Origin of the sequence: Aeromonas sp. (genome assembly GCF_050252055.1) — a bacterium.
GTDB lineage: Bacteria > Pseudomonadota > Gammaproteobacteria > Enterobacterales > Aeromonadaceae > Aeromonas > Aeromonas caviae.
Genome location: NZ_JBFWLQ010000016.1, coordinates 23,778 through 41,775, shown reverse-complemented (window position 1 = coordinate 41,775; position 17,998 = coordinate 23,778). Strand labels below are relative to the sequence as shown.

Annotated in this window: 15 protein-coding genes and 1 tRNA gene; 8 read left to right on the top strand and 8 right to left on the bottom strand. The window is 60.2% G+C overall.

Annotated features, from left to right (window positions below; genetic code table 11):
* The first annotated feature begins 47 nt into the window (after nt 1-47).
* Nucleotides 48-124 (top strand) — tRNA-Asp (locus AB7E19_RS20545).
* 147 nt (nt 125-271) lie between these two features.
* Complete coding sequence (gene tcdA, locus AB7E19_RS20540) at nt 272-1,108, top strand: tRNA cyclic N6-threonylcarbamoyladenosine(37) synthase TcdA (RefSeq protein ID WP_427936425.1); 837 nt, start codon at nt 272-274, stop codon at nt 1,106-1,108.
* A gap of 21 nt (nt 1,109-1,129) precedes the next feature.
* On the opposite strand, the gene AB7E19_RS20535 is transcribed toward tcdA, so the two are convergent.
* Entirely contained in the window at nt 1,130-1,564 is a 435-nt protein-coding gene (locus tag AB7E19_RS20535) for a SufE family protein (protein WP_427936423.1), read from the bottom strand.
* Nucleotides 1,565-1,577: 13 nt separating this feature from the next.
* Entirely contained in the window at nt 1,578-2,798 is a 1,221-nt protein-coding gene (locus AB7E19_RS20530; RefSeq protein ID WP_427936421.1) for an aminotransferase class V-fold PLP-dependent enzyme, read from the bottom strand.
* A 152-nt stretch (nt 2,799-2,950) separates the two neighbouring features.
* Between AB7E19_RS20530 and rep the strand changes: the two genes are divergently transcribed.
* A complete protein-coding gene (gene rep, locus AB7E19_RS20525) occupies nt 2,951-4,963 on the top strand; it encodes a DNA helicase Rep (RefSeq protein WP_043155654.1) in 2,013 nt (670 codons plus the stop codon).
* Here the strand turns inward: rep and AB7E19_RS20520 are convergent.
* The 5 genes from AB7E19_RS20520 to AB7E19_RS20500 form a co-directional block, all read right to left on the bottom strand.
* Nucleotides 4,950-7,253 (bottom strand): putative bifunctional diguanylate cyclase/phosphodiesterase, encoded by a 2,304-nt coding sequence (locus AB7E19_RS20520; protein ID WP_427936418.1) that lies wholly within the window; start codon nt 7,251-7,253, stop codon nt 4,950-4,952. The genes rep and AB7E19_RS20520 overlap by 14 nt on opposite strands.
* A gap of 84 nt (nt 7,254-7,337) precedes the next feature.
* The gene (locus AB7E19_RS20515; RefSeq protein WP_045522541.1) at nt 7,338-7,790 is read right to left on the bottom strand and encodes a c-type cytochrome; all 453 of its coding nucleotides are present in this window, start codon (nt 7,788-7,790) and stop codon (nt 7,338-7,340) included.
* A 219-nt stretch (nt 7,791-8,009) separates the two neighbouring features.
* Nucleotides 8,010-9,035 carry an L-threonine 3-dehydrogenase gene (gene tdh / locus AB7E19_RS20510; protein WP_010672427.1) on the bottom strand — a complete coding sequence of 342 codons (1,026 nt, stop codon included), beginning with the start codon at nt 9,033-9,035 and terminating at the stop codon, nt 8,010-8,012.
* 89 nt (nt 9,036-9,124) lie between these two features.
* On the bottom strand, nt 9,125-10,315 hold the full coding sequence (locus tag AB7E19_RS20505; RefSeq protein WP_042879183.1) for a glycine C-acetyltransferase: 1,191 nt from the start codon (nt 10,313-10,315) through the stop codon (nt 9,125-9,127).
* 183 nt (nt 10,316-10,498) lie between these two features.
* The gene (locus tag AB7E19_RS20500) at nt 10,499-11,143 is read right to left on the bottom strand and encodes a TetR/AcrR family transcriptional regulator (protein ID WP_010672429.1); all 645 of its coding nucleotides are present in this window, start codon (nt 11,141-11,143) and stop codon (nt 10,499-10,501) included.
* A 154-nt stretch (nt 11,144-11,297) separates the two neighbouring features.
* On the opposite strand from AB7E19_RS20500, the gene rfaD reads away from it, so the two are divergent.
* From rfaD to AB7E19_RS20475, 5 genes are read left to right on the top strand one after another with little or no spacing between them, the layout of a single operon-like run.
* Entirely contained in the window at nt 11,298-12,257 is a 960-nt protein-coding gene (gene rfaD, locus AB7E19_RS20495) for an ADP-glyceromanno-heptose 6-epimerase (RefSeq protein ID WP_039041134.1), read from the top strand.
* A gap of 49 nt (nt 12,258-12,306) precedes the next feature.
* The gene (locus AB7E19_RS20490; RefSeq protein WP_324037433.1) at nt 12,307-14,070 is read left to right on the top strand and encodes a polysaccharide deacetylase family protein; all 1,764 of its coding nucleotides are present in this window, start codon (nt 12,307-12,309) and stop codon (nt 14,068-14,070) included.
* Between the two features lie 22 nt (nt 14,071-14,092).
* Complete coding sequence (locus tag AB7E19_RS20485; protein WP_045522532.1) at nt 14,093-15,415, top strand: O-antigen ligase family protein; 1,323 nt, start codon at nt 14,093-14,095, stop codon at nt 15,413-15,415.
* Nucleotides 15,396-16,127 (top strand): glycosyltransferase family 25 protein, encoded by a 732-nt coding sequence (locus AB7E19_RS20480; protein WP_042864640.1) that lies wholly within the window; start codon nt 15,396-15,398, stop codon nt 16,125-16,127. The genes AB7E19_RS20485 and AB7E19_RS20480 overlap by 20 nt, the downstream gene beginning before the upstream one ends.
* Nucleotides 16,124-16,819, top strand: a complete 696-nt coding sequence (locus tag AB7E19_RS20475) for a glycosyltransferase family 32 protein (protein ID WP_262000069.1) — start codon at nt 16,124-16,126, stop codon at nt 16,817-16,819. Before AB7E19_RS20480 ends, AB7E19_RS20475 begins: the two co-directional genes overlap by 4 nt.
* 21 nt (nt 16,820-16,840) lie before the next feature.
* On the opposite strand, the gene AB7E19_RS20470 is transcribed toward AB7E19_RS20475, so the two are convergent.
* On the bottom strand, nt 16,841-17,890 hold the full coding sequence (locus AB7E19_RS20470; protein ID WP_322131704.1) for a glycosyltransferase family 9 protein: 1,050 nt from the start codon (nt 17,888-17,890) through the stop codon (nt 16,841-16,843).
* Nucleotides 17,891-17,998 lie beyond the last annotated feature (108 nt).

Sequence of the window (17,998 nt, the reverse complement as noted above, 5' to 3'; positions counted from 1 at the left end):
ACCTCACAAATGAGCAGCAAAAGATTTAGCGAAAGCTAACCGAATGCGGAGCGGTAGTTCAGTCGGTTAGAATACCGGCCTGTCACGCCGGGGGTCGCGGGTTCGAGTCCCGTCCGCTCCGCCACTACTTAAGAAGCCCAGTCTAACGACTGGGCTTTTTTTCGTTTTCGATACCGCACTCCTTTTCTCGCACATCAACACCACCATCATCCGATCATCGCCCCTGAGAGAGGTTGCCGCTATAATGGCCGCCCTCAAGCAAGGTGGTGGTATGAAAGCAGAGTATCTACAGCGATTCGGGGGCATAGCCCGTCTTTATGGCCAGCGTGCCCTTGGCTCCTTCAGCCAGGCGAAAGTCTGCGTGGTCGGGATCGGTGGCGTCGGCTCCTGGGCGGCCGAGGCGCTGGCTCGGACCGGCATCAACCAGATCACTCTGATCGACATGGATGATATCTGCATCACCAACACCAATCGCCAGATCCATGCCATGCAGGGCACGGTCGGCCGTCTCAAGACGGAGGTGATGGCCGAGCGCATCCGTGCCATCAACCCGGATTGCGAGGTGATCGAGGTGGATGACTTCGTCACCGCCGACAACCTGGGCGAGCATATCAAGCGGGAGTTTGACTATGTGGTGGATGCCATCGACTCGGTCAAGGCCAAGGTGGCGCTGATTGCCTTCTGCAAGCGCAACAAGATCCCGGTGATCGTGGCGGGCGGTGCCGGCGGGCAGATGGACCCGACCCGGATCACCGTGGCCGACCTGGCCAAGACCATTCAGGATCCGCTGGCCGCCAAGGTGCGCTCCGACCTGCGCCGACTGCACAACTTCAGCAAGAATCCGGCGCGCAAGTTCGGGGTGGAGTGTGTCTTCTCAACCGAACAGCTGAGCTACCCGGACGGCAATGGTGGCACCTGTCAGGCCAAGGCGGCCAGTGACGGCAACATGAAGATGGATTGCGCCTCCGGCTTCGGTGCCGTGACGCCGGTGACGGCCACCTTTGGCTTGGTTGCCGCGTCCCGGGTCTTGAAGAAGATTGCCGAGCGGGGAGCCCGCGCCGAGAAAGAGGCCGGAAATGAAGACACAGGGTCGATTGGCGAAGCCTGATCGACCACTGTACAAGGTGGGTTAGGCAGCCTGCTCCCGGATTGCCAACACGATAGCTCTGAGCCCGTTGCCCCGCGACGGGCTCAAGTGTTTCTCCAGCCCCAGTTCGCTGAAATAGCCCTCCATGTCGAAGGAGTGGATCGCCGCTGCAGGTTGGTGGTTGAGCGCTGCCAGTACGATGACGATCAGACCACGCACAATGCGGGCATCGGAATCGCAAGCAAAGTGCCAGTTACCATCCTCATCTTTCTCCCCCTTCAACCAGGCCTGGCTCTCACACCCCTTGAGGCGAAATGCCTCCTGCTGCCATTCGCCGGGCAGTGCAGGCAGCAGTTTGCCGAGCTGGATGATGAGCCGGTACTGGTTTTCCCAGCCGTGGGCTGCGGCAAACTGCTGGCGGATGGCGTCGGCATCGGGCTCAAGGCCTATGGGGGTATAGGTTGCGAGGCTGTTCATTGGATTGTCTGCCTTAGAAGAAGTCACGGAGTTTGTGCAGGGCGGCCAGCAGGGCGTCGACATCGTCCCGATTGTTGTAGCAGGCCAGCGAGGCGCGCATCGTGCCGCCGACACCAAGCGATTCCATCAGCGGCATGGCGCAGTGATGGCCGACCCGCAGGGCTATGCCCTGCATGTCGAGCAGGGTGGCGGCGTCCTGTGGGTGGATATCCTCCAGCAGGAAGGAGATGGCGCCGGCGCGCTGACCGGGTTCGCCGACCAGACGCAGCCCTGGCACCTGTTGCAGTCCGGCAACCAGATAGTCGGTCAGCGCCGCTTCATGGCTGGCCAATGAATCCTTGTCCTGCTCCATCACAAAGCCGATGGCTGCGGCCAGGCCGATGGCGCCGGCAATATGGGGGGTGCCTGCCTCGAATTTGAAGGGCAGGGTGTTGAAGGTGGTGCCGCTGAAGCTGACCCTGTCTATCATCTCGCCGCCGGCCTGCCAGGGGGGCATCCGCTCCAATAGCTCAGTGCGGCCCCACAGCACGCCGATCCCGGTCGGGCCATAGAGCTTGTGGCCGGAGAAGGCGTAGAAGTCGCAGCCGATAGCCTGCACATCCACCACGAGATGGGCCACCGCCTGGGCGCCGTCTATGAGGCTCAGGGCCCCGACCGCCTTGGCCGCTGCCACCATCTCTTTGACTGGATTGACGGTGCCAAGGGCATTGGAGACGTGAGCCACGCTCACCAGTCGGGTACGTGGTCCCAGCATGGCGTGATAGGCAGCCATGTCGAGATCGCCCCGCTCATCGAGGGGGACGACCCGGATCACGGCGCCGGTGCGTTGGGCGATCAGCTGCCAGGGGACGATATTGGCGTGATGCTCGAGGGTGCTGAGCACGATTTCATCCCCCGCCCTCAGCTCGTTCATCCCCCAGCTCTGGGCCACCAGATTGATCGCCTCCGTGGTGCCACGGGTCCATATCACTTCGTGGCTGCGAGGGGCATTGATAAAGCGGGCAACCGTCTTGCGGGCATCTTCGAAGGCGCGTGTGGCCCGGCCGCTCATGGCATGGGCGGCGCGGTGCACGTTGGCATTGTCGGCCCGATAGTAGTGATTGATCGCATCCAGCACGGCTTGCGGTTTCTGGGTGGTGGCGGCGTTGTCCAGATAGACCAGAGGGTGGCCGTTCACCTCCTGCGCCAAGGCTGGAAACTGGCCGCGCAGCCGGTCGTGCTGTTGCTGATTCATGCTCCCCTCATCTCGTCTGGAAAAGTCGGTCATGATCCGGAAAATGGCGGGCAAACACAAGATGAAGTGGCGGGATCCCGTGCCCGGTTTCGGCTGCCCGCGGGATCTCTGCTACAATGCCGCCCCTCATCATAAGCCAAGAGATCCGGCCCATGAAGCTCAACCCCAATCAGAACGAAGCGGTCAAGTATGTCTCCGGCCCTTGCCTGGTGCTGGCGGGTGCCGGATCGGGCAAGACCCGCGTTATCACCAACAAGATTGCCTATCTGGTACAGCAGTGCGGCTACAACGCACGCAACATAGCGGCGGTCACCTTTACCAACAAGGCGGCGCGGGAGATGAAGGAGCGGGTCGGTCAGACCCTGGGTCGCAAGGAGGCGCGGGGACTCATGGTCTCCACCTTCCATACCCTGGGACTCGAGATCATTCGTCGTGAGCACAAGAGCCTGAACCTCAAGGCCAACTTTTCCCTGTTCGACGACACCGATCAGCTGGCGCTGCTCAAGGAGCTGACCGAGGCGGAGCTCGACAACGACAAGGACAAGCTCTCGGCCCTCATCAGCCAGATCTCCAACTGGAAGAACGACCTCATCCTGCCGGCTCGGGCCATGCGTATCGCCCGCGGGCCTGAAGAAGTGCTGATGGCCCAGCTCTACGAGCGTTACCACCGCCAGATGGTGGCTTACAACGCGCTGGATTTTGACGACCTCATCGTAATGCCGACCCTGCTGCTCAAGAGCAACCAGGAGGTGCGCGAGCGCTGGCAGAACAAGATCCGCTACCTGCTGGTCGATGAATACCAGGACACCAATACCAGCCAGTACGAACTGGTGAAGCAGATCGTCGGCGAGCGGGCCCGCTTCACCGTGGTGGGTGACGATGACCAGTCCATCTACTCCTGGCGTGGGGCCAAGCCGCAGAACCTGGTGCTGCTGAACGAAGATTTCCCCAATCTGCGACTCATCAAGCTGGAGCAGAACTACCGCTCCAAGCGGCGCATTCTCAAGTGCGCCAACATCCTGATCGCCAACAACCCCCACGTCTATGACAAGGCGCTTTTCTCCGAACTGGATGAAGGGGTGAAGCTCAAGGTGCTGTTTGCCAAGAATGAGGAGCACGAGGCGGAGCGTATCGCCGCCGAGCTGATGGGCCACAAGTTCATGAACCGCACCCGGTTCAAGGATTACGCCATCCTCTATCGGGGCAACCATCAGTCGCGCATCTTCGAGAAGGCGCTGATGACCAACCGCATTCCCTACCGTATCTCGGGCGGTACCTCGTTTTTCTCCCGCACCGAGATCAAGGACATCATGGCCTACCTCAAGCTGCTGGTGAACCCGGACGAGGACACCGCCTTCCTGCGGGTGGTCAACCTGCCGCGCCGCGAGATAGGCCCCACTACCCTCGAAAAACTGGGCCAGTACGCCAACCAGCGTGGCAAGAGCCTGTTTGCCGCCAGTTTCGAGCTGGGGCTGGAGCAACACCTCTCCGGACGCGGTCTATCCGCCCTGCAGGCCTTCACCAACTGGCTGGTGAGGCTTGGCGATCAGGCGCTGCGCGGCAATCCGGTGGAGGCGGTACGGGACATGATCAAGGAGATCCATTACGAGGAGTGGCTCTATGAGACCTCCCCCAGTCCGAAGGCGGCGGAGATGCGGATGCAAAACGTCTCCACCCTTTATCGCTGGATCAGCGAGATGCTGGAGGGGGACGAGCTGGAGGAGTCGATGACGCTGGCTCAGGTGGTGACTCGCCTCACCCTGCGGGACATGATGGAGCGCAACGAAGGGGAGGATGAGGCGGATCAGGTGCAGCTGATGACATTGCACGCCTCCAAGGGACTGGAGTTTCCCTATGTCTACATGGTGGGCATGGAGGAGGGGCTGCTGCCCCACCAGACCAGCATCGACGAGGACAACGTGGAGGAGGAGCGGCGCCTCGCCTACGTGGGGATCACCCGGGCCCAGACCGAGCTGACCTTTACTCTCTGCAAGGAGCGCCGCCAGTTTGGGGAGTCGGTGCGGCCGGAGCCGAGCCGCTTCCTGCTGGAGCTGCCCCAGGATGACCTGGAGTGGGAAAACCAGAAGAAGGTGACGGCCGAGGAGCGCCAGCAGAAGGGGCAGGTTGGGGTCGCCAACCTGCGGGCCCTGTTCAAGAAGGATTGAGGCCGGAAGGCTTGGTCTCTCGGACGGCCTGACCCAGCAGAGGGGGAATATCGGCTCCCGGCAGCGGGGGGGAGATGTGGCGCCCCTGCCCGAGGGCACAGCCAAGCTCGATGAGCTTTTGCAACTGCTGCTGATTTTCGATCCCCTCGACCACCAGGGTGAAGTCGAGGTCCTGACAGATGTCCCGCATGGCGCGGATCAGCGCCAGATCCTTGGGTGAGTTCAACATGCGATGGGTGAAGCTGTCGTCCACCTTGATGTAATCCACCGGGAAGTGAAACAGGGCGTTGAGAGAAGAGAAGCCGGTGCCGAAGTCATCCAGGCTGACCTGGATCCCTTTCGCCCTCAGTTCATGCAGGGCAGTGAGGGAGTCGGCACTCTGCCGGGAGAGCTCGCGCTCGTTGAACTCAAAGATGAAACATGCGGGGATGACACCCTCCTCCTCCATGATGGTGAGCAGTTGCATGATCTGCTCGTGGCTGGCCAGGTGCTTGCCGGAGAGGTTGATGGCTATCCTGAAACGACCGACCCCGGAGGCGGGTTGCCAAAGCTTCAGTTGCTGGCAGGTGCGCTTGAGGATCTGGCGGTCCAGATCCTGAATGAGGCCGCACTGTTCCGCCAGAGGAATGAAGTCGAATGCATCCTTGAGCTCCCCTTCCTCCGTTATCCAGCGCGCCATCACCTCCAGTCCGACGAGGCGGCTGTCACACAGCCTGATCACCGGCTGGAAGTAGGGCACAATCCGCCCTTCCCGCAAGGCTCTGAAGAGCCGCTCTTCCGGTGACCCCGCCTGTTCGGTACAGGCCTCCGAATACATGACGATGCGGCTGCGGCCGTTGCGCTTGGCCTGGTACATGGCGAGGTCTGCCTGGTGCAGCAGTTCACTGACATCGGCCGTTTGCTCCGTCACGCTGGCGACCCCCAGACTGACGGTGATGGTCAGTTCGTTGCCCTGGAGCCGGAACGGATGGCCGATACGGCCAATCAGGCGATTGAGCACGGGGCTGATGTCCTCTTCCCGCTGGCTGTTGTCAAGATAGATGACGAATTCGTCCCCTCCGAGCCTCGCCACCATGTCATTTTGCCGGATGCAGCCTTGCAGCCTGCTGCCCAGCTCCTGCAGCAACTGGTCGCCGGCACTGTGGCCCAGGGCGTCATTGACCTGCTTGAAGTGATCCACATCGACGAAGATCAGGGTGAAGCCGGCTGTCTGGTAACGGCGGTAGCGGGTCATGGCATGATGCAGGTGATTCATCAGCAGCGCTCGGTTTGGCAACTGGGTCAGCGGGTCGTGCAGGGCATTGAACTGGAGCCGCCGCTCCAGCTCCTGATGATGCTTGAGCCGTTTCTGCAACCTCAAGTTGGTTTGGCGCAGCTGTTGGAGTCGCTGGTTGATGGACTCCTCCGAGTTGAGCTCATCGAGTTGCTGTCGCACCCTTTTGAGCTCCAGCAACAGGGTCAGCTGATGGCGCAGGAAATCGAGGAACAGCCTGTCATCGGTTTCCAGAGGCCGGGTCATGTTGAGGATGAGGTGGGCAAAGTATTGCTGCTGCTGGCGCAGGGGCAGGCTGTACCAGTAAAGCCCCTCTTCATGGCGCTCTACGCTGTTGGTGCTGTGGCACATGGCCCGAATGATGTCATCGTCGTATGTCAGGTGTGGTGGATAGAGTCGCTCCAGTCGCTGGTTTTCCAGCCGGATCAGCAACATGTCGCTGACCGAGAGCATCTGGCGCAACACAGCTTCCAACTGGGCAAACAGGGCATGCTGAGGCAGGTTGTGAGCCAGGCGCATCACTCGGCCGATCTTCTCGATTTTCTCCTGCCACTGGGGATCCCGCTGCATGAGAGGGGAGGCCTGCCCCGCCAGCTGGGTACCGGTCTGGGTTTCGTGCAGGCGTTTGGCCAGGCACTCCAGCAGCAGCCTCAGGGTGGGTGCCTGCTCCGGGGTGCTGCGTGCCAGCAACCACTGCACGTCGATATGCTCCACAGGCTGCACGCACCAGCCCTGACCTTCATCGAGCCGGGTGAGCTGTTCGGTGAGGCGAGGTTCTTCCCGTCCCAATTGTTGCTTGAACACGTCGGGAAGCTGATAGGTGTAGCGCCAGTTCAGCCCCCCGTCGGCCAGCCCCAGCATGGCGAAATGTTGCAGAGGGCAGAGTGTGTCCAGCAGACCGACCAGTCGGGAGTAATCCTCGGGGGAGGCAATGCCGGGGGCGGGAAAATCCATGATGGAGGAGACGACCGCCAGCAAGGAGTGCGAGTCTGGCGGTGTGGTGGGCTGAACTGACATGCAACACTCCCGAAAAAACTTACCTTCAAGCGTAGTCGGAAGTGATGGGATTGAAAGGGCTGCAAGAGGAGCCCTTTCAATTACTTAGAGCTTGTCGATCATGTAGTGAATGGCGTTCTCGATCTCTTCGTCACTGCAGGTGGCGCAGGTCCCCCGCGGTGGCATCATGCCAGCCTTGCCGGTGAAGCCTTCGATGGCGTGTTTGCGCAAGGTGTCGAAGCCCTGGGCGATGCGTGGCTCCCAGGCGGCCTTGTCACCTCGCTTGGGGGCGCCGGCGGCACCGGTATCGTGGCAGGCGAAGCAGGCACCCTTGAACACTGTTTCGCCGTCACGGGGGCCGGAGGAGGCTGTCGCAGGCGCCGCCGCGGCGGTCGCAATGCCTTCCAGATCCTTGGCGGTATAAACCTGGCCAACCGGGGCAATACGCTCGGCGATGGCCTCTGTCGACATGTCATCGGCGGCAAGGACGGCGCCGGACAGAGTGGCAGCCGCCATCCCGGCAGCCAGCAAATAGCTCAGTTTTTTCAACACGCTCATGTACTCCCAGCAGGCTCTTATTATCCCCAGAAAACGACGGGATTATAACCGAATAGTTACAGCCATTTAAACGCTTGTGTGTGAAGTGTTAAGCAATCTGCAAACAAAGTGGTAGAGCGGGAAGGGGTGATCCCACATAAAAAAACCCGGCATGCGCCGGGTTTCGTGAGGCTGAACAAAATAGGGCGCGCTGATTGCCCAGACGCCCCTCGCGCGTCGTCAATCCCAGTTCAGGATCACCTTGCCGGACTTGCCCGAGCCCATGGCTTCGAAGCCCTGCTGGAAGTCATCGATATGGAAATGGTGGGTGATGATGGGGCTGAGATCCAGGCCAGACTGGATGAGGCTTGCCATCTTGTACCAGGTTTCGAACATTTCGCGGCCGTAGATCCCCTTGATGAAGAGTCCCTTGAAGATCACCTTGCCCCAGTCGATGGCCATGGTGGAGGGAGGAATGCCGAGCATGGCGATTTTGCCGCCGTGGTTCATCTTGTCGATCATGTCCTGGAAGGCGCTGGGCACCCCGGACATCTCCAGCCCTACATCGAACCCTTCGGTCATGCCGAGATCTTCCATGACATCGGAGAGCTTCTCCTTGGCCACGTTGACGGCACGGGTGGCGCCCATCTTGCGGGCCAGTTCCAGCCGGTATTCGTTGACGTCGGTGATCACCACGTGACGGGCGCCAACGTGACGGCAGACGGCAGCGGCCATGATGCCGATGGGGCCTGCGCCGGTGATGAGCACGTCTTCACCCACCAGATCGAAGGAGAGGGCGGTGTGCACGGCGTTGCCGAACGGATCGAAGATGGCGGCCAGCTCATCGGGGATGTTGTCCGGCAGCTTGAAGGCGTTGAAGGCCGGGATCACCAGGTACTCGGCGAAGGAACCCGGGCGGTTCACACCCACACCAATGGTGTTGCGGCACAGGTGGGTGCGACCGGCACGGCAGTTGCGGCAGTGGCCGCAGGTGATGTGGCCTTCGCCGGAGACGCGATCGCCGATGGCGAAGCCGCGCACTTCCTGGCCGACGGCGACCACCTCTCCCACATACTCGTGCCCCACCACCATGGGGACGGGAATGGTCTTCTGGGCCCACTCGTCCCAGTTGTAGATGTGCATGTCGGTGCCGCAGATGGCGGTCTTGCGGATCTTGATGAGCAGATCGTTGTGGCCGAGCTCGGGAGCCGGGACATCGGTCATCCAGATGCCGACTTCGGATTTGAGTTTGGAGAGTGCTTTCATGACAGATTCCTCACGGCGCCATGCCGGGTACAGAGGGTAATAAAATGGGGCCCAACCTTGGCCCCCGTTTTAATCAGCCAGCCATGTGATCAAATCACACCGAGCTCGCGACCGATGCGAATGAAGGCATCGATCGCCTTGTCCAGTTGCTCCCGGGTATGGGCGGCGGACATCTGGGTCCGGATGCGCGCCTGACCCTTGGGGACCACGGGGAAGGAGAAGCCCACCACATAGATACCGGCGTCCAGCATGCGGCTCGCCATCTCGGCGGCCAGTTTGGCATCCCCCAGCATGACCGGAATGATGGCGTGATCGGCACCGGCCAGGGTAAAGCCGGCGGCGCTCATGCGCTCGCGGAAGTAGGCACTGTTCTCCTTGAGGCGGGCACGCAGGTCGTGACCCTCGGCCAGCATGTCGATCACCTTGATGGTGGCCGAGACGATGGAGGGTGCCAGGGAGTTGGAGAAGAGGTAGGGACGGGAGCGCTGACGCAACCAGTCGATCACCTCTTTCTTGCCGGATGTGTAGCCACCGGACGCGCCACCCAGCGCCTTGCCCAAGGTACCGGTGATGATGTCGACCCGTTCCATCACCTCGCAGTATTCGTGGGTGCCGCGGCCGTTCTCACCAATGAAGCCGACGGCGTGGGAGTCATCCACCATCACCAGCGCATCGTACTTGTCGGCCAGATCGCAGATGGATTTGAGGTCGGCGATGACGCCATCCATGGAGAAGACGCCGTCGGTGGCGATCAGCTTGAAGCGGGCGCCGTCGGCATCGGCCTGCTTGAGCTGGGCTTCCAGTTCGGTCATGTCGTTGTTGGCGTAGCGATAGCGCCTGGCCTTGCACAACCGCACCCCATCGATGATGGAGGCATGGTTGAGGGCGTCGGAGATGATGGCGTCTTCGGCACCGAACAGGGTCTCGAACAGACCGCCGTTGGCGTCGAAGCAGGAGGAGTAGAGGATGCTGTCTTCGGTGCCGAGGAAGGCGGACAGCTTCTGCTCCAGTTCCTTGTGTTGGTCCTGGGTACCACAGATGAAGCGGACGGAGGCCATGCCGAAGCCGTGGCTCTCGAGCCCCTGATGGGCGGCGGCAATCAGGTCGGGGTGGTTGGCCAACCCCAGGTAGTTGTTGGCACAGAAGTTCAGTACCTGCTCGCCACCCACCGCAATCTGGGCCTGCTGGGCCGAGGTGATGATGCGCTCCTGCTTGTATAGCCCTTCCGCCTTGACCTGTTCGAGCTGTTCGGTCAGGTGACGATAGAATCCGTTAGACATCCTCGGTCCTCATTGCTGTATCGACTGTGTTATCAGGATCCCGGGCCGTGCAACCCGCACGGTTCGGCGTCGTCACGGTCGCGACGAAACGCCGACAGACCCTAGAATGGGCAACATTTTACTGTAATCCCTGCGTATAAATTCAAATTTTTATGCTGATAATCAACAATTGTGAAACAGATCTCACCCGGCTGGTTGGGCCAGTTGGTGATAATGTTGCTCCAGTTGATGTATCTGGGGGGCCACCTGTGGCTGCACGTAGGGGCGCAGCAAAAACAGCACCCGCAAGACCCCCTGGTAGAGCAGGGGTTTGGTGATGCGGGTGGCCGGGGCCTGGGCGATCTGGAACGGGATCCAGCAGGTGACGACCATCTTGATGGTCTGGCCGAGATCCGGCAGGTCTTCATCGCTGACGGCGATGATGCCGCCTTCGCGCAGGCTTCTGAGCAGCGTCTCCACGGTGGCACGGAGCTGCTCCTGTGCCTTGAGGTATTTCTGCTGCAGCAGCTCGTCGCGACTCAGGATGTCCGGCAGATTCGCGTAGAAGAAGCGGAACTGCCACATCAAATAGAAGATGGCATCCAGGTAGCCCATCAGATCCTCCAGCCGGATCTCGCTGCTGCGGATCGGAGTGAAGCTGTCGCTCAGGTGGCGGGCGTACTGATCGAAGATGGAGTGGATGATGTCTTCTTTGTTTCTGAAGTGGTAGTAAAGGTTGCCCGGGCTGATGCCAAGGTGTGCGGCAATGTGGTTGGTGGTGATGTTGCGCTCGCCCTGATCGTTGAACAGCTCGGTGGCGCTGTGGATGATCCTGTCTCTGGTCTTCATCGCTGGTCCCTCTGCCGGGCCCGAAGGGGAAAAGTCATCGAGGTCGAATCCCCTTGCGGCCCGTGATAAACTTTTCGGCAATTTCAAATTGGCCCACTATACACAGCTTTAACAGGCAGTCACACGGGGCCACAACGTACGCGAGGCAAACTCCATGATCGTAGTAACTGGCGGTGCTGGCTTTATCGGCAGCAATCTGGTCAAGCAGCTGAACGCTCAAGGACGGACCGATATCGTGGTCATCGATGACCTGACCGACGGCACCAAGTTCGTCAACCTGGTCGACCTCACCATCGCCGACTACATGGACAAGGACGAGTTCCAGGCGCGGATCGTCTCCGGTGACGAATTCGAGGAGTGGGATGACGGCATCGAGGTGATCTTCCACGAAGGCGCCTGCTCCGCGACCACCGAGTGGAACGGCAAGTTCATCATGGAGGTCAACTACGAGTACTCCAAGGATCTGTTCCACTACTGCATCGAACGGGAAATCCCCTTCATCTACGCCTCTTCCGCCGCGACCTATGGCGGGCGCAACGACAACTTCATCGAAGACCCGAGGTTCGAGCAGCCCCTCAACGTCTACGGCTACTCCAAGCAGCTGTTCGATCAGTACGTGCGTCGCTGGATGCCGGAGATCAACTCCCAGGTGGTGGGTCTCAAGTACTTCAACGTCTATGGTCCCCGCGAGCAGCACAAGGGCTCCATGGCGTCCGTGGCCTTCCACCTCAATACCCAGGTGAAGCAGGGTGACAATCCCAAGCTGTTCGAGGGCTGTGACGGCTTCCCGGATGGCGGCCAGATGCGCGACTTCATCTACGTGGACGACGTCTGCAAGGTGAACCTCTGGTTCTGGCAGAATCCGCAGCACTCCGGCATCTTCAACTGCGGCACCGGCCGTGCCGAGCCGTTCCAGAACGTGGCGGAAGCCGTGATCAGGCATCACCAGAAAGGCGCCATCGAATACATTCCCTTCCCGGATCACCTCAAGGGTCGCTACCAGAGCTTCACCCAGGCGGATCTCACCAAGTTGCGCGGCGTCGGCTATGACGGCGAGTTCAAGACTGTGGCCGAAGGCGTGGCCGATTACATGGCCTGGTTGAACCGGGCTTGATCCCTCTCTGGCGGGTGGCTCTGGCCACCCGTCGATCGGATGCGCTTGCATGAACATATTGATGGCTCTCTCCCAGCTCGAAGTGACGGGCGCGGAGGTCTATGCCACCACGGTCGGCAACGAGCTGACCCGCCGTGGCCACCAGGTTTTCTACGTCTCTGACACCCTGACCAAACCGACTCTGGGACCGGTCTTTCGGTTGCGCTTCAACAAGCGCAGCATCCTGCGCCGCTTCTGGCACGTCTTCTATCTCATCTATCTGATCCGCAAGCACAGGATCCAGCTTGTACATGCCCATTCGCGCGCCTCGGGCTGGAGCAGCTACGTCGCCTGCAAGCTGACCGGCACCCCCATGATCACCACGGTGCACGGGCGCCAGCCGGTACACGCCTCCCGCAAGGCATTCCATGCGCTGGGCTATCGGGCGGTGGCAGTGTGCGAGGATATCGCCAGCCAGATCATCGACAACCTGGGGGTGGACCCGGCCATGGTGCAGGTGCTGCGCAACGGCATCGAGACCGACAAGTTCCAGCCCGTGCCGATACCGGACAACGACAAGCCGGTGATCGCCATCATTGGTCGGCTGAGCGGTCCCAAGGGGGAGCTCTGCTACCGGTTGCTGGACGAGGTGCTGGATCTGGAAGCCTGCCGGGTGCGCATCGTCAGCGGCACCCAGGTGCCGGCGCGTTTTGCCCGTTTTCAGGACAAGGTCGACTTCGTCGGTTATGTGGACGATGTGCCCGCCCTGATGGCGGGCTGCGATCTGGTGATCGGTGCCGGTCGGGTGGCGATGGAGGCGCTGCTGTGCGGTCGTCCGGCGTTTGCCATCGGCGAAGCCAGGGCCATCGGTCTGGTGACGGAGCAGAATCTGGACGAGGCGCTTGCCAGCAACTTCGGCGACATCGGCCCCAGGGATCTGGCCATCGACTTTGCTGGTCTGAAGGCGCAGATCCCTTCGGCGCTAGCCTCCAAGGTGGTGCCAGACCCAGTGCGTCAACGGATCCTGCAAGAGTATGATTTGCAAGGCGTCGTGACCGGGCTGGAATCCGTCTATCAGGATGCCGTGGTCGAGACCCTGCGCCGGGAGATGCCGGTCATCATGTATCACCGCTTCATCGAGCACGAGAGCGAAAAGGGAGTGCATGGCACCTGGCTCACGGTCGCCATGTTCGAGAAGCACCTCAAGCTGATGAAGTGGCTGGGCTACGAGACGCTGACATTTGCCGACCTGGCGGAGAACGGGTTCATCCACCGGCTGCAATACGGCAAGAAGTACCTGATGATCACCGTGGACGACGGCTATCGGGACAACCTCACCCGCATGCTGCCGCTGCTGGAAAAGTATGGTTACAAGGCGGTGGTCTATGTGGTGACCGGTGAGGATCACAATCGCTGGGATGTGGAGCACCCGACGCACCCCGATACCCCGGTGACCCTGATGAACCCGGACGAAATCAAGGCGCTGGTGGCCTCCGGTCATGTGGAGATCGGGGGTCATACCCTGACTCACCCCCGCCTGAGCACGCTCCCCCCAGAGGAGCAGGCCCACCAGATCCAGGCCAACAAGGCCTGGCTGGAGCAGTTGCTCGGCCATCCCCTGATCTCGTTTGCCTATCCTTACGGGGATCTGAACGACAGTGCAAAAGCCCAGGCCGTTGCCGCCGGTTATCGCTATGCTGTGGCCACCAACAGCGGCCCCAGAGCCATGCACCGGGATCCGTTCCAGATCCGCCGGATCGCCATCTTCCCCCGCACCGACATGTTCGGCCTGTGGCGCAAGATCCGTGGCAACTATGTCTTCCGAAAAACCTGACAGGGAATACACCTTGCTCCGTATGACAGATCATGACTCATCGACGAGTGACGATTTTCTCCGCATCTTTCACGGCCAGGCGTTCGGCAACTTCATCTTCCTGAATATTCTGGGTTACACCCTGTTCAAGGATTCGATTCAGCTGATCGCCGACGTCTGCCAGACCATCATAGTGTTGGCCACCCTGATGGCCTTCTATGTGGAGAGGGCCTTCTTTACAAGGAACAGGATCTTTCAACTGCTCTGTCTGGCCCTGGTGGTACAGAGCCTGAGCTGGGTCGCATCCAGACAGTTCGTGCCCGACTATGCCCTCAAATACCCTTCTGTGAAGTCGATGGCATACCTCTTCTTCTTCCTTGGTCTCGCCTACTGGCTGAAGGGGGACCCGCGCCGGATTGTCATCACCCTGCTGACCTTCTGCCTCGGTGTCATTTTCACCTTTGCCTATCACTCCTCCTTCTTCTCCATCGTGGAGACAGGTCTTGATGGGGCCAGGGTAGATTTCAATTACCGCAATGCCCAGCACGGCTCCCTGATCGCGGGTGCCTGCTTCCTGTTTTTTGTGCTCTTGTTGCTTACATCGAAATTCAGGAAGCTGTCGCTGGGCAATGCCGGGATCCTGCTTGGTATCCTGTTGTTCGGGGTCTTCTCCGTCATTCTGCAGTCCCGTCAGTCCTGGCTGGCGATCTCGGCTTCGCTGGCCATCCTCCCCTTGCTGGGGGGAGGAGAGCATTGGCCAAGGCGCAAGGTGGTGTTGACCTACGCCATCTTGCTGATGACCATGCTGGCGCTGTATCAGGTTTCGTTCATCCGGGAGCGGTTGCTGGCCGGCTTCGTGCATCAGGGGGATGTGCATGCCATCCTGACGGGTAACTGGAACGAGGTACGGGACTTCAGCATCGGGGTGCGATTGAAGACCTGGCTGGAGGCCATCCAGTGGTTCCTGGCTCACCCCTTCTTCGGGACAGGCTATGGCAGCCAGTCGTTGGTGATCACCCTCTCCAAGACGCTGCCTGACTACATTACCCGGGAGTTTCGTCACCTGCACAACTCCAACATGGAAACACTGGTGTGCTGGGGGGTAGCCGGTTTCCTGGTGTTGTATGGCACACTTTTCTCGGTGCTCCGCCAGGTGCTGTGCTGTCCGGTTTCGTCCCGTTTCATCAAGATGCTGGCCATCTCCTTCATCCTCTATTGGCTCATCATCAACAACTTCGAATCATTCTTCTACATGCGTTCCGGGCAGTGGGTATTCAGCGTCTTCATGGGCGCCATCTACTCGACCGCATTGCATTGGGAACTGAACAGGCTTGGAAAGGAAGGTCATGAAAATTTACGTCATTAGTCTGGACAGGGCCGTCGAGCGGCGCAGTCGTGTCGAGTCTGTGCTCTCTGCCAGAGGCATCCCCTTCGAATTTTTCAGCGCAGTGAACGGTTTTGAGGGGCTGCCCGAGCGGCTGCAGGCCCTGCCGGATGATCAGCACAGGATCCGGTTTCGCAGCAGACCGCTGACGCCCGGGGAAAAGGGGTGCTATGCCAGCCACTATCTGCTGTGGGAGAAGTGTGTCGAGCTCGACGAGCCCATCCTCATCCTGGAAGACGATTTCCTACCCACCCAGTATTTTGAAGAGGTGGTGGGTACCCTGCCGAAGATCCATGAACAGTACGAGTACGTGAAGGTGGAACCCCAGATCGGTACCGCCACGGCCCTGACTACAGTGGACAACATGCAGCTCATGTTCTGGCACAACAACTCGTGCTGGACCACGGGATACAGCATCTCTCCCCAAGGGGCCCGCCGGTTGCTGGCCCACAGCCAGCGGTGGCTCTGTTCGGTCGACAACTTCATCGGTGAGTCCTATCGCACCGGGCTCATCTGTACCGGCCTGATTCCCTATGCCATCTACAGTCCGCGGGACATGGGCAGCGACATCCAGAATCAGGTCGTGCTGAAGAAAGTTCCGCTGGGATTCAAGTTGACCCGTGAACTCTATCGCTTCTACCGCTTCGTCAGGATGGCCCTGTGGAACATGAAACAGGCGGGGGGCAAGGCATGAGTGCGACCAACAGAACCATTCACGCCATCTGGCTCGGCAGCCGCTTGCCTCCTCTGGCGCACGTGTGCATCGATGACTGGCGCAAGCAGGGTTACGACTACAAGCTCTGGCTGGACACGGATCCGCAGGTCAAACGCTGGATACAGGAGTGCACCTTTGCCCGGGAGTGCTACCGGCGAGGCCTGCTGGCCTTCGTGACCGATTACCTGCGGCTCAAGATCCTCGCTCAGGAAGGGGGTCTGTATCTGGATACCGATGTCACCATCAACCAGGATCCCTTCCCGCTCTTCGAGTCCGTGGCCTTTGGCGTTGGCTACGAATCCGATCGGCTGATCGGCACCGCGGTCATCTACGCCAGACAAGATTCGGCCATGCTGTCCGAACTGGTGCGCTTCTATGAACAGGAAATCATGTCCTCTCCCATGTACATGGGGCCGGAGATAATGACACACCTGGTCTCGGAGAAGCTGGCATCATCAGGGGATACCGCCCTGATCGCCCCCGTGCACTATTTCTACAACTACCAGGGGGAGGAGATTCATTTCGAGCCGGCGGCAGAGCGCTACATGACCCACTGGTTCCAGCACAGCTGGAAACGCTCATCCGGTCTTGTGTTCCTGCGTGCCAAGGCCAAAGGCTGGTCAGGGTATCTCTATGAATGGCAGAAGGAGTTCTTCCGCCTGCGCAAATGACGGCGATATGGCATCACCGTGCTAGACAGTGGGCAGGGGAGCCATGTCTCCATCTGCCTGCTTGCCGGTGACGGGTGTGACTTGACTCCAGAGCTGATCCAGCTGCATTTGTACCTCGCGCACTTCCTGCTGCGGATCCTGACGACCCGTGTCGACGAAGCGGTAACGGGGATGAGAGACGGGATTGGCAATGGCGGAGTGTCCGAGGGGAGAGACGATGGTGAGCAGAGGGATATCCAGCGCCTGCGCCATGTGCCGCGGTCCGGTGTCATTGCCGACGAAGAGCTGGCAATGGGCGAAGAGCCCCACCAGCTCCCGTACCGAGCGGGTCTGAACATGGTCAAACACGCTGGCCTGCAACGCCTCTGGCAGCAGCGGCTTCAGCCCCCGGTTGTACTCCTCTTCCCCCGGTCCGCAATAGACCAGGATCTGGGCATTGTGCTCCTCGATGAGCCACTGGGCGACCTTGGCGAAGCAGTCGATGGGCCAGCGCTTGTAATGCCCGAGGGAGTTCACTCCCATGGCGATGAGTGGCCGGGTCGGGTCGACGCCAGCGGCCAGCAGGGCATCCCTTCCTTGTTGTTTCTCTTCTTCACTCAGCCAGAGGTAGTAGTTGCGATCCTCCCTGGCGAGGCCGAGGGGCTTGAGCAGTGAAAACCGGTCGTCCACCAGGGTGCTGTTGCCCTGATGCTCGGTGTCATGGCGAAAGCGCACGATGCGGTTGTGGCCCAGGCGCCATGGGAAGGAGTCGAAACCGATCCGCAGGCGGGCGCCTGAGAAGAGGCAGGTGAGCAGGCCTATCATCTGGCCCTGGCTGTTGATCACCACATCGTAGCGTTCGCGGCGAATGTCCAGCAGCAAATCCTTCATGTAGCACCACTCGTTGCGGCGCGCCTTCTCGATGACGATTAACCGATCGATGTTGGGGTTTCCCTCTGCCATGCCCGCGCAGTAATCCATGACCAGATAGTGAACTTCCCCGGCAGGGTCGTGCTGCTTGAGGTTGTTGCACAGTGCGGTGGAGATCAGCACATCTCCTATCTGTTTGGTTTGTACTACCAGGTATTTCATGGAAAGGGCCTCGAGCGAGGTCGGGTTGAACGTCAGCGCATCAGCATATCGCACTCCCCTGTCAGATGCTGCCGCTATGGGGTGAAAATCCGATCCAACGCACTGTGT

Coding starts and splice junctions, on each gene's coding strand:
- AB7E19_RS20475 (WP_262000069.1), top strand. CDS start 16,124: ATGAGTGCGACCAACAGAACCATTCACGCCATCTGGCTCGGCAGCCGC.
- tdh (WP_010672427.1), bottom strand. CDS start 9,035: ATGAAAGCACTCTCCAAACTCAAATCCGAAGTCGGCATCTGGATGACC.
- AB7E19_RS20500 (WP_010672429.1), bottom strand. CDS start 11,143: ATGAAGACCAGAGACAGGATCATCCACAGCGCCACCGAGCTGTTCAAC.
- rfaD (WP_039041134.1), top strand. CDS start 11,298: ATGATCGTAGTAACTGGCGGTGCTGGCTTTATCGGCAGCAATCTGGTC.
- AB7E19_RS20470 (WP_322131704.1), bottom strand. CDS start 17,890: ATGAAATACCTGGTAGTACAAACCAAACAGATAGGAGATGTGCTGATC.
- AB7E19_RS20490 (WP_324037433.1), top strand. CDS start 12,307: ATGAACATATTGATGGCTCTCTCCCAGCTCGAAGTGACGGGCGCGGAG.
- AB7E19_RS20480 (WP_042864640.1), top strand. CDS start 15,396: ATGAAAATTTACGTCATTAGTCTGGACAGGGCCGTCGAGCGGCGCAGT.
- AB7E19_RS20505 (WP_042879183.1), bottom strand. CDS start 10,315: ATGTCTAACGGATTCTATCGTCACCTGACCGAACAGCTCGAACAGGTC.
- AB7E19_RS20515 (WP_045522541.1), bottom strand. CDS start 7,790: ATGAGCGTGTTGAAAAAACTGAGCTATTTGCTGGCTGCCGGGATGGCG.
- AB7E19_RS20535 (WP_427936423.1), bottom strand. CDS start 1,564: ATGAACAGCCTCGCAACCTATACCCCCATAGGCCTTGAGCCCGATGCC.
- rep (WP_043155654.1), top strand. CDS start 2,951: ATGAAGCTCAACCCCAATCAGAACGAAGCGGTCAAGTATGTCTCCGGC.
- tcdA (WP_427936425.1), top strand. CDS start 272: ATGAAAGCAGAGTATCTACAGCGATTCGGGGGCATAGCCCGTCTTTAT.
- AB7E19_RS20530 (WP_427936421.1), bottom strand. CDS start 2,798: ATGAATCAGCAACAGCACGACCGGCTGCGCGGCCAGTTTCCAGCCTTG.
- AB7E19_RS20520 (WP_427936418.1), bottom strand. CDS start 7,253: ATGTCAGTTCAGCCCACCACACCGCCAGACTCGCACTCCTTGCTGGCG.
- AB7E19_RS20485 (WP_045522532.1), top strand. CDS start 14,093: ATGACAGATCATGACTCATCGACGAGTGACGATTTTCTCCGCATCTTT.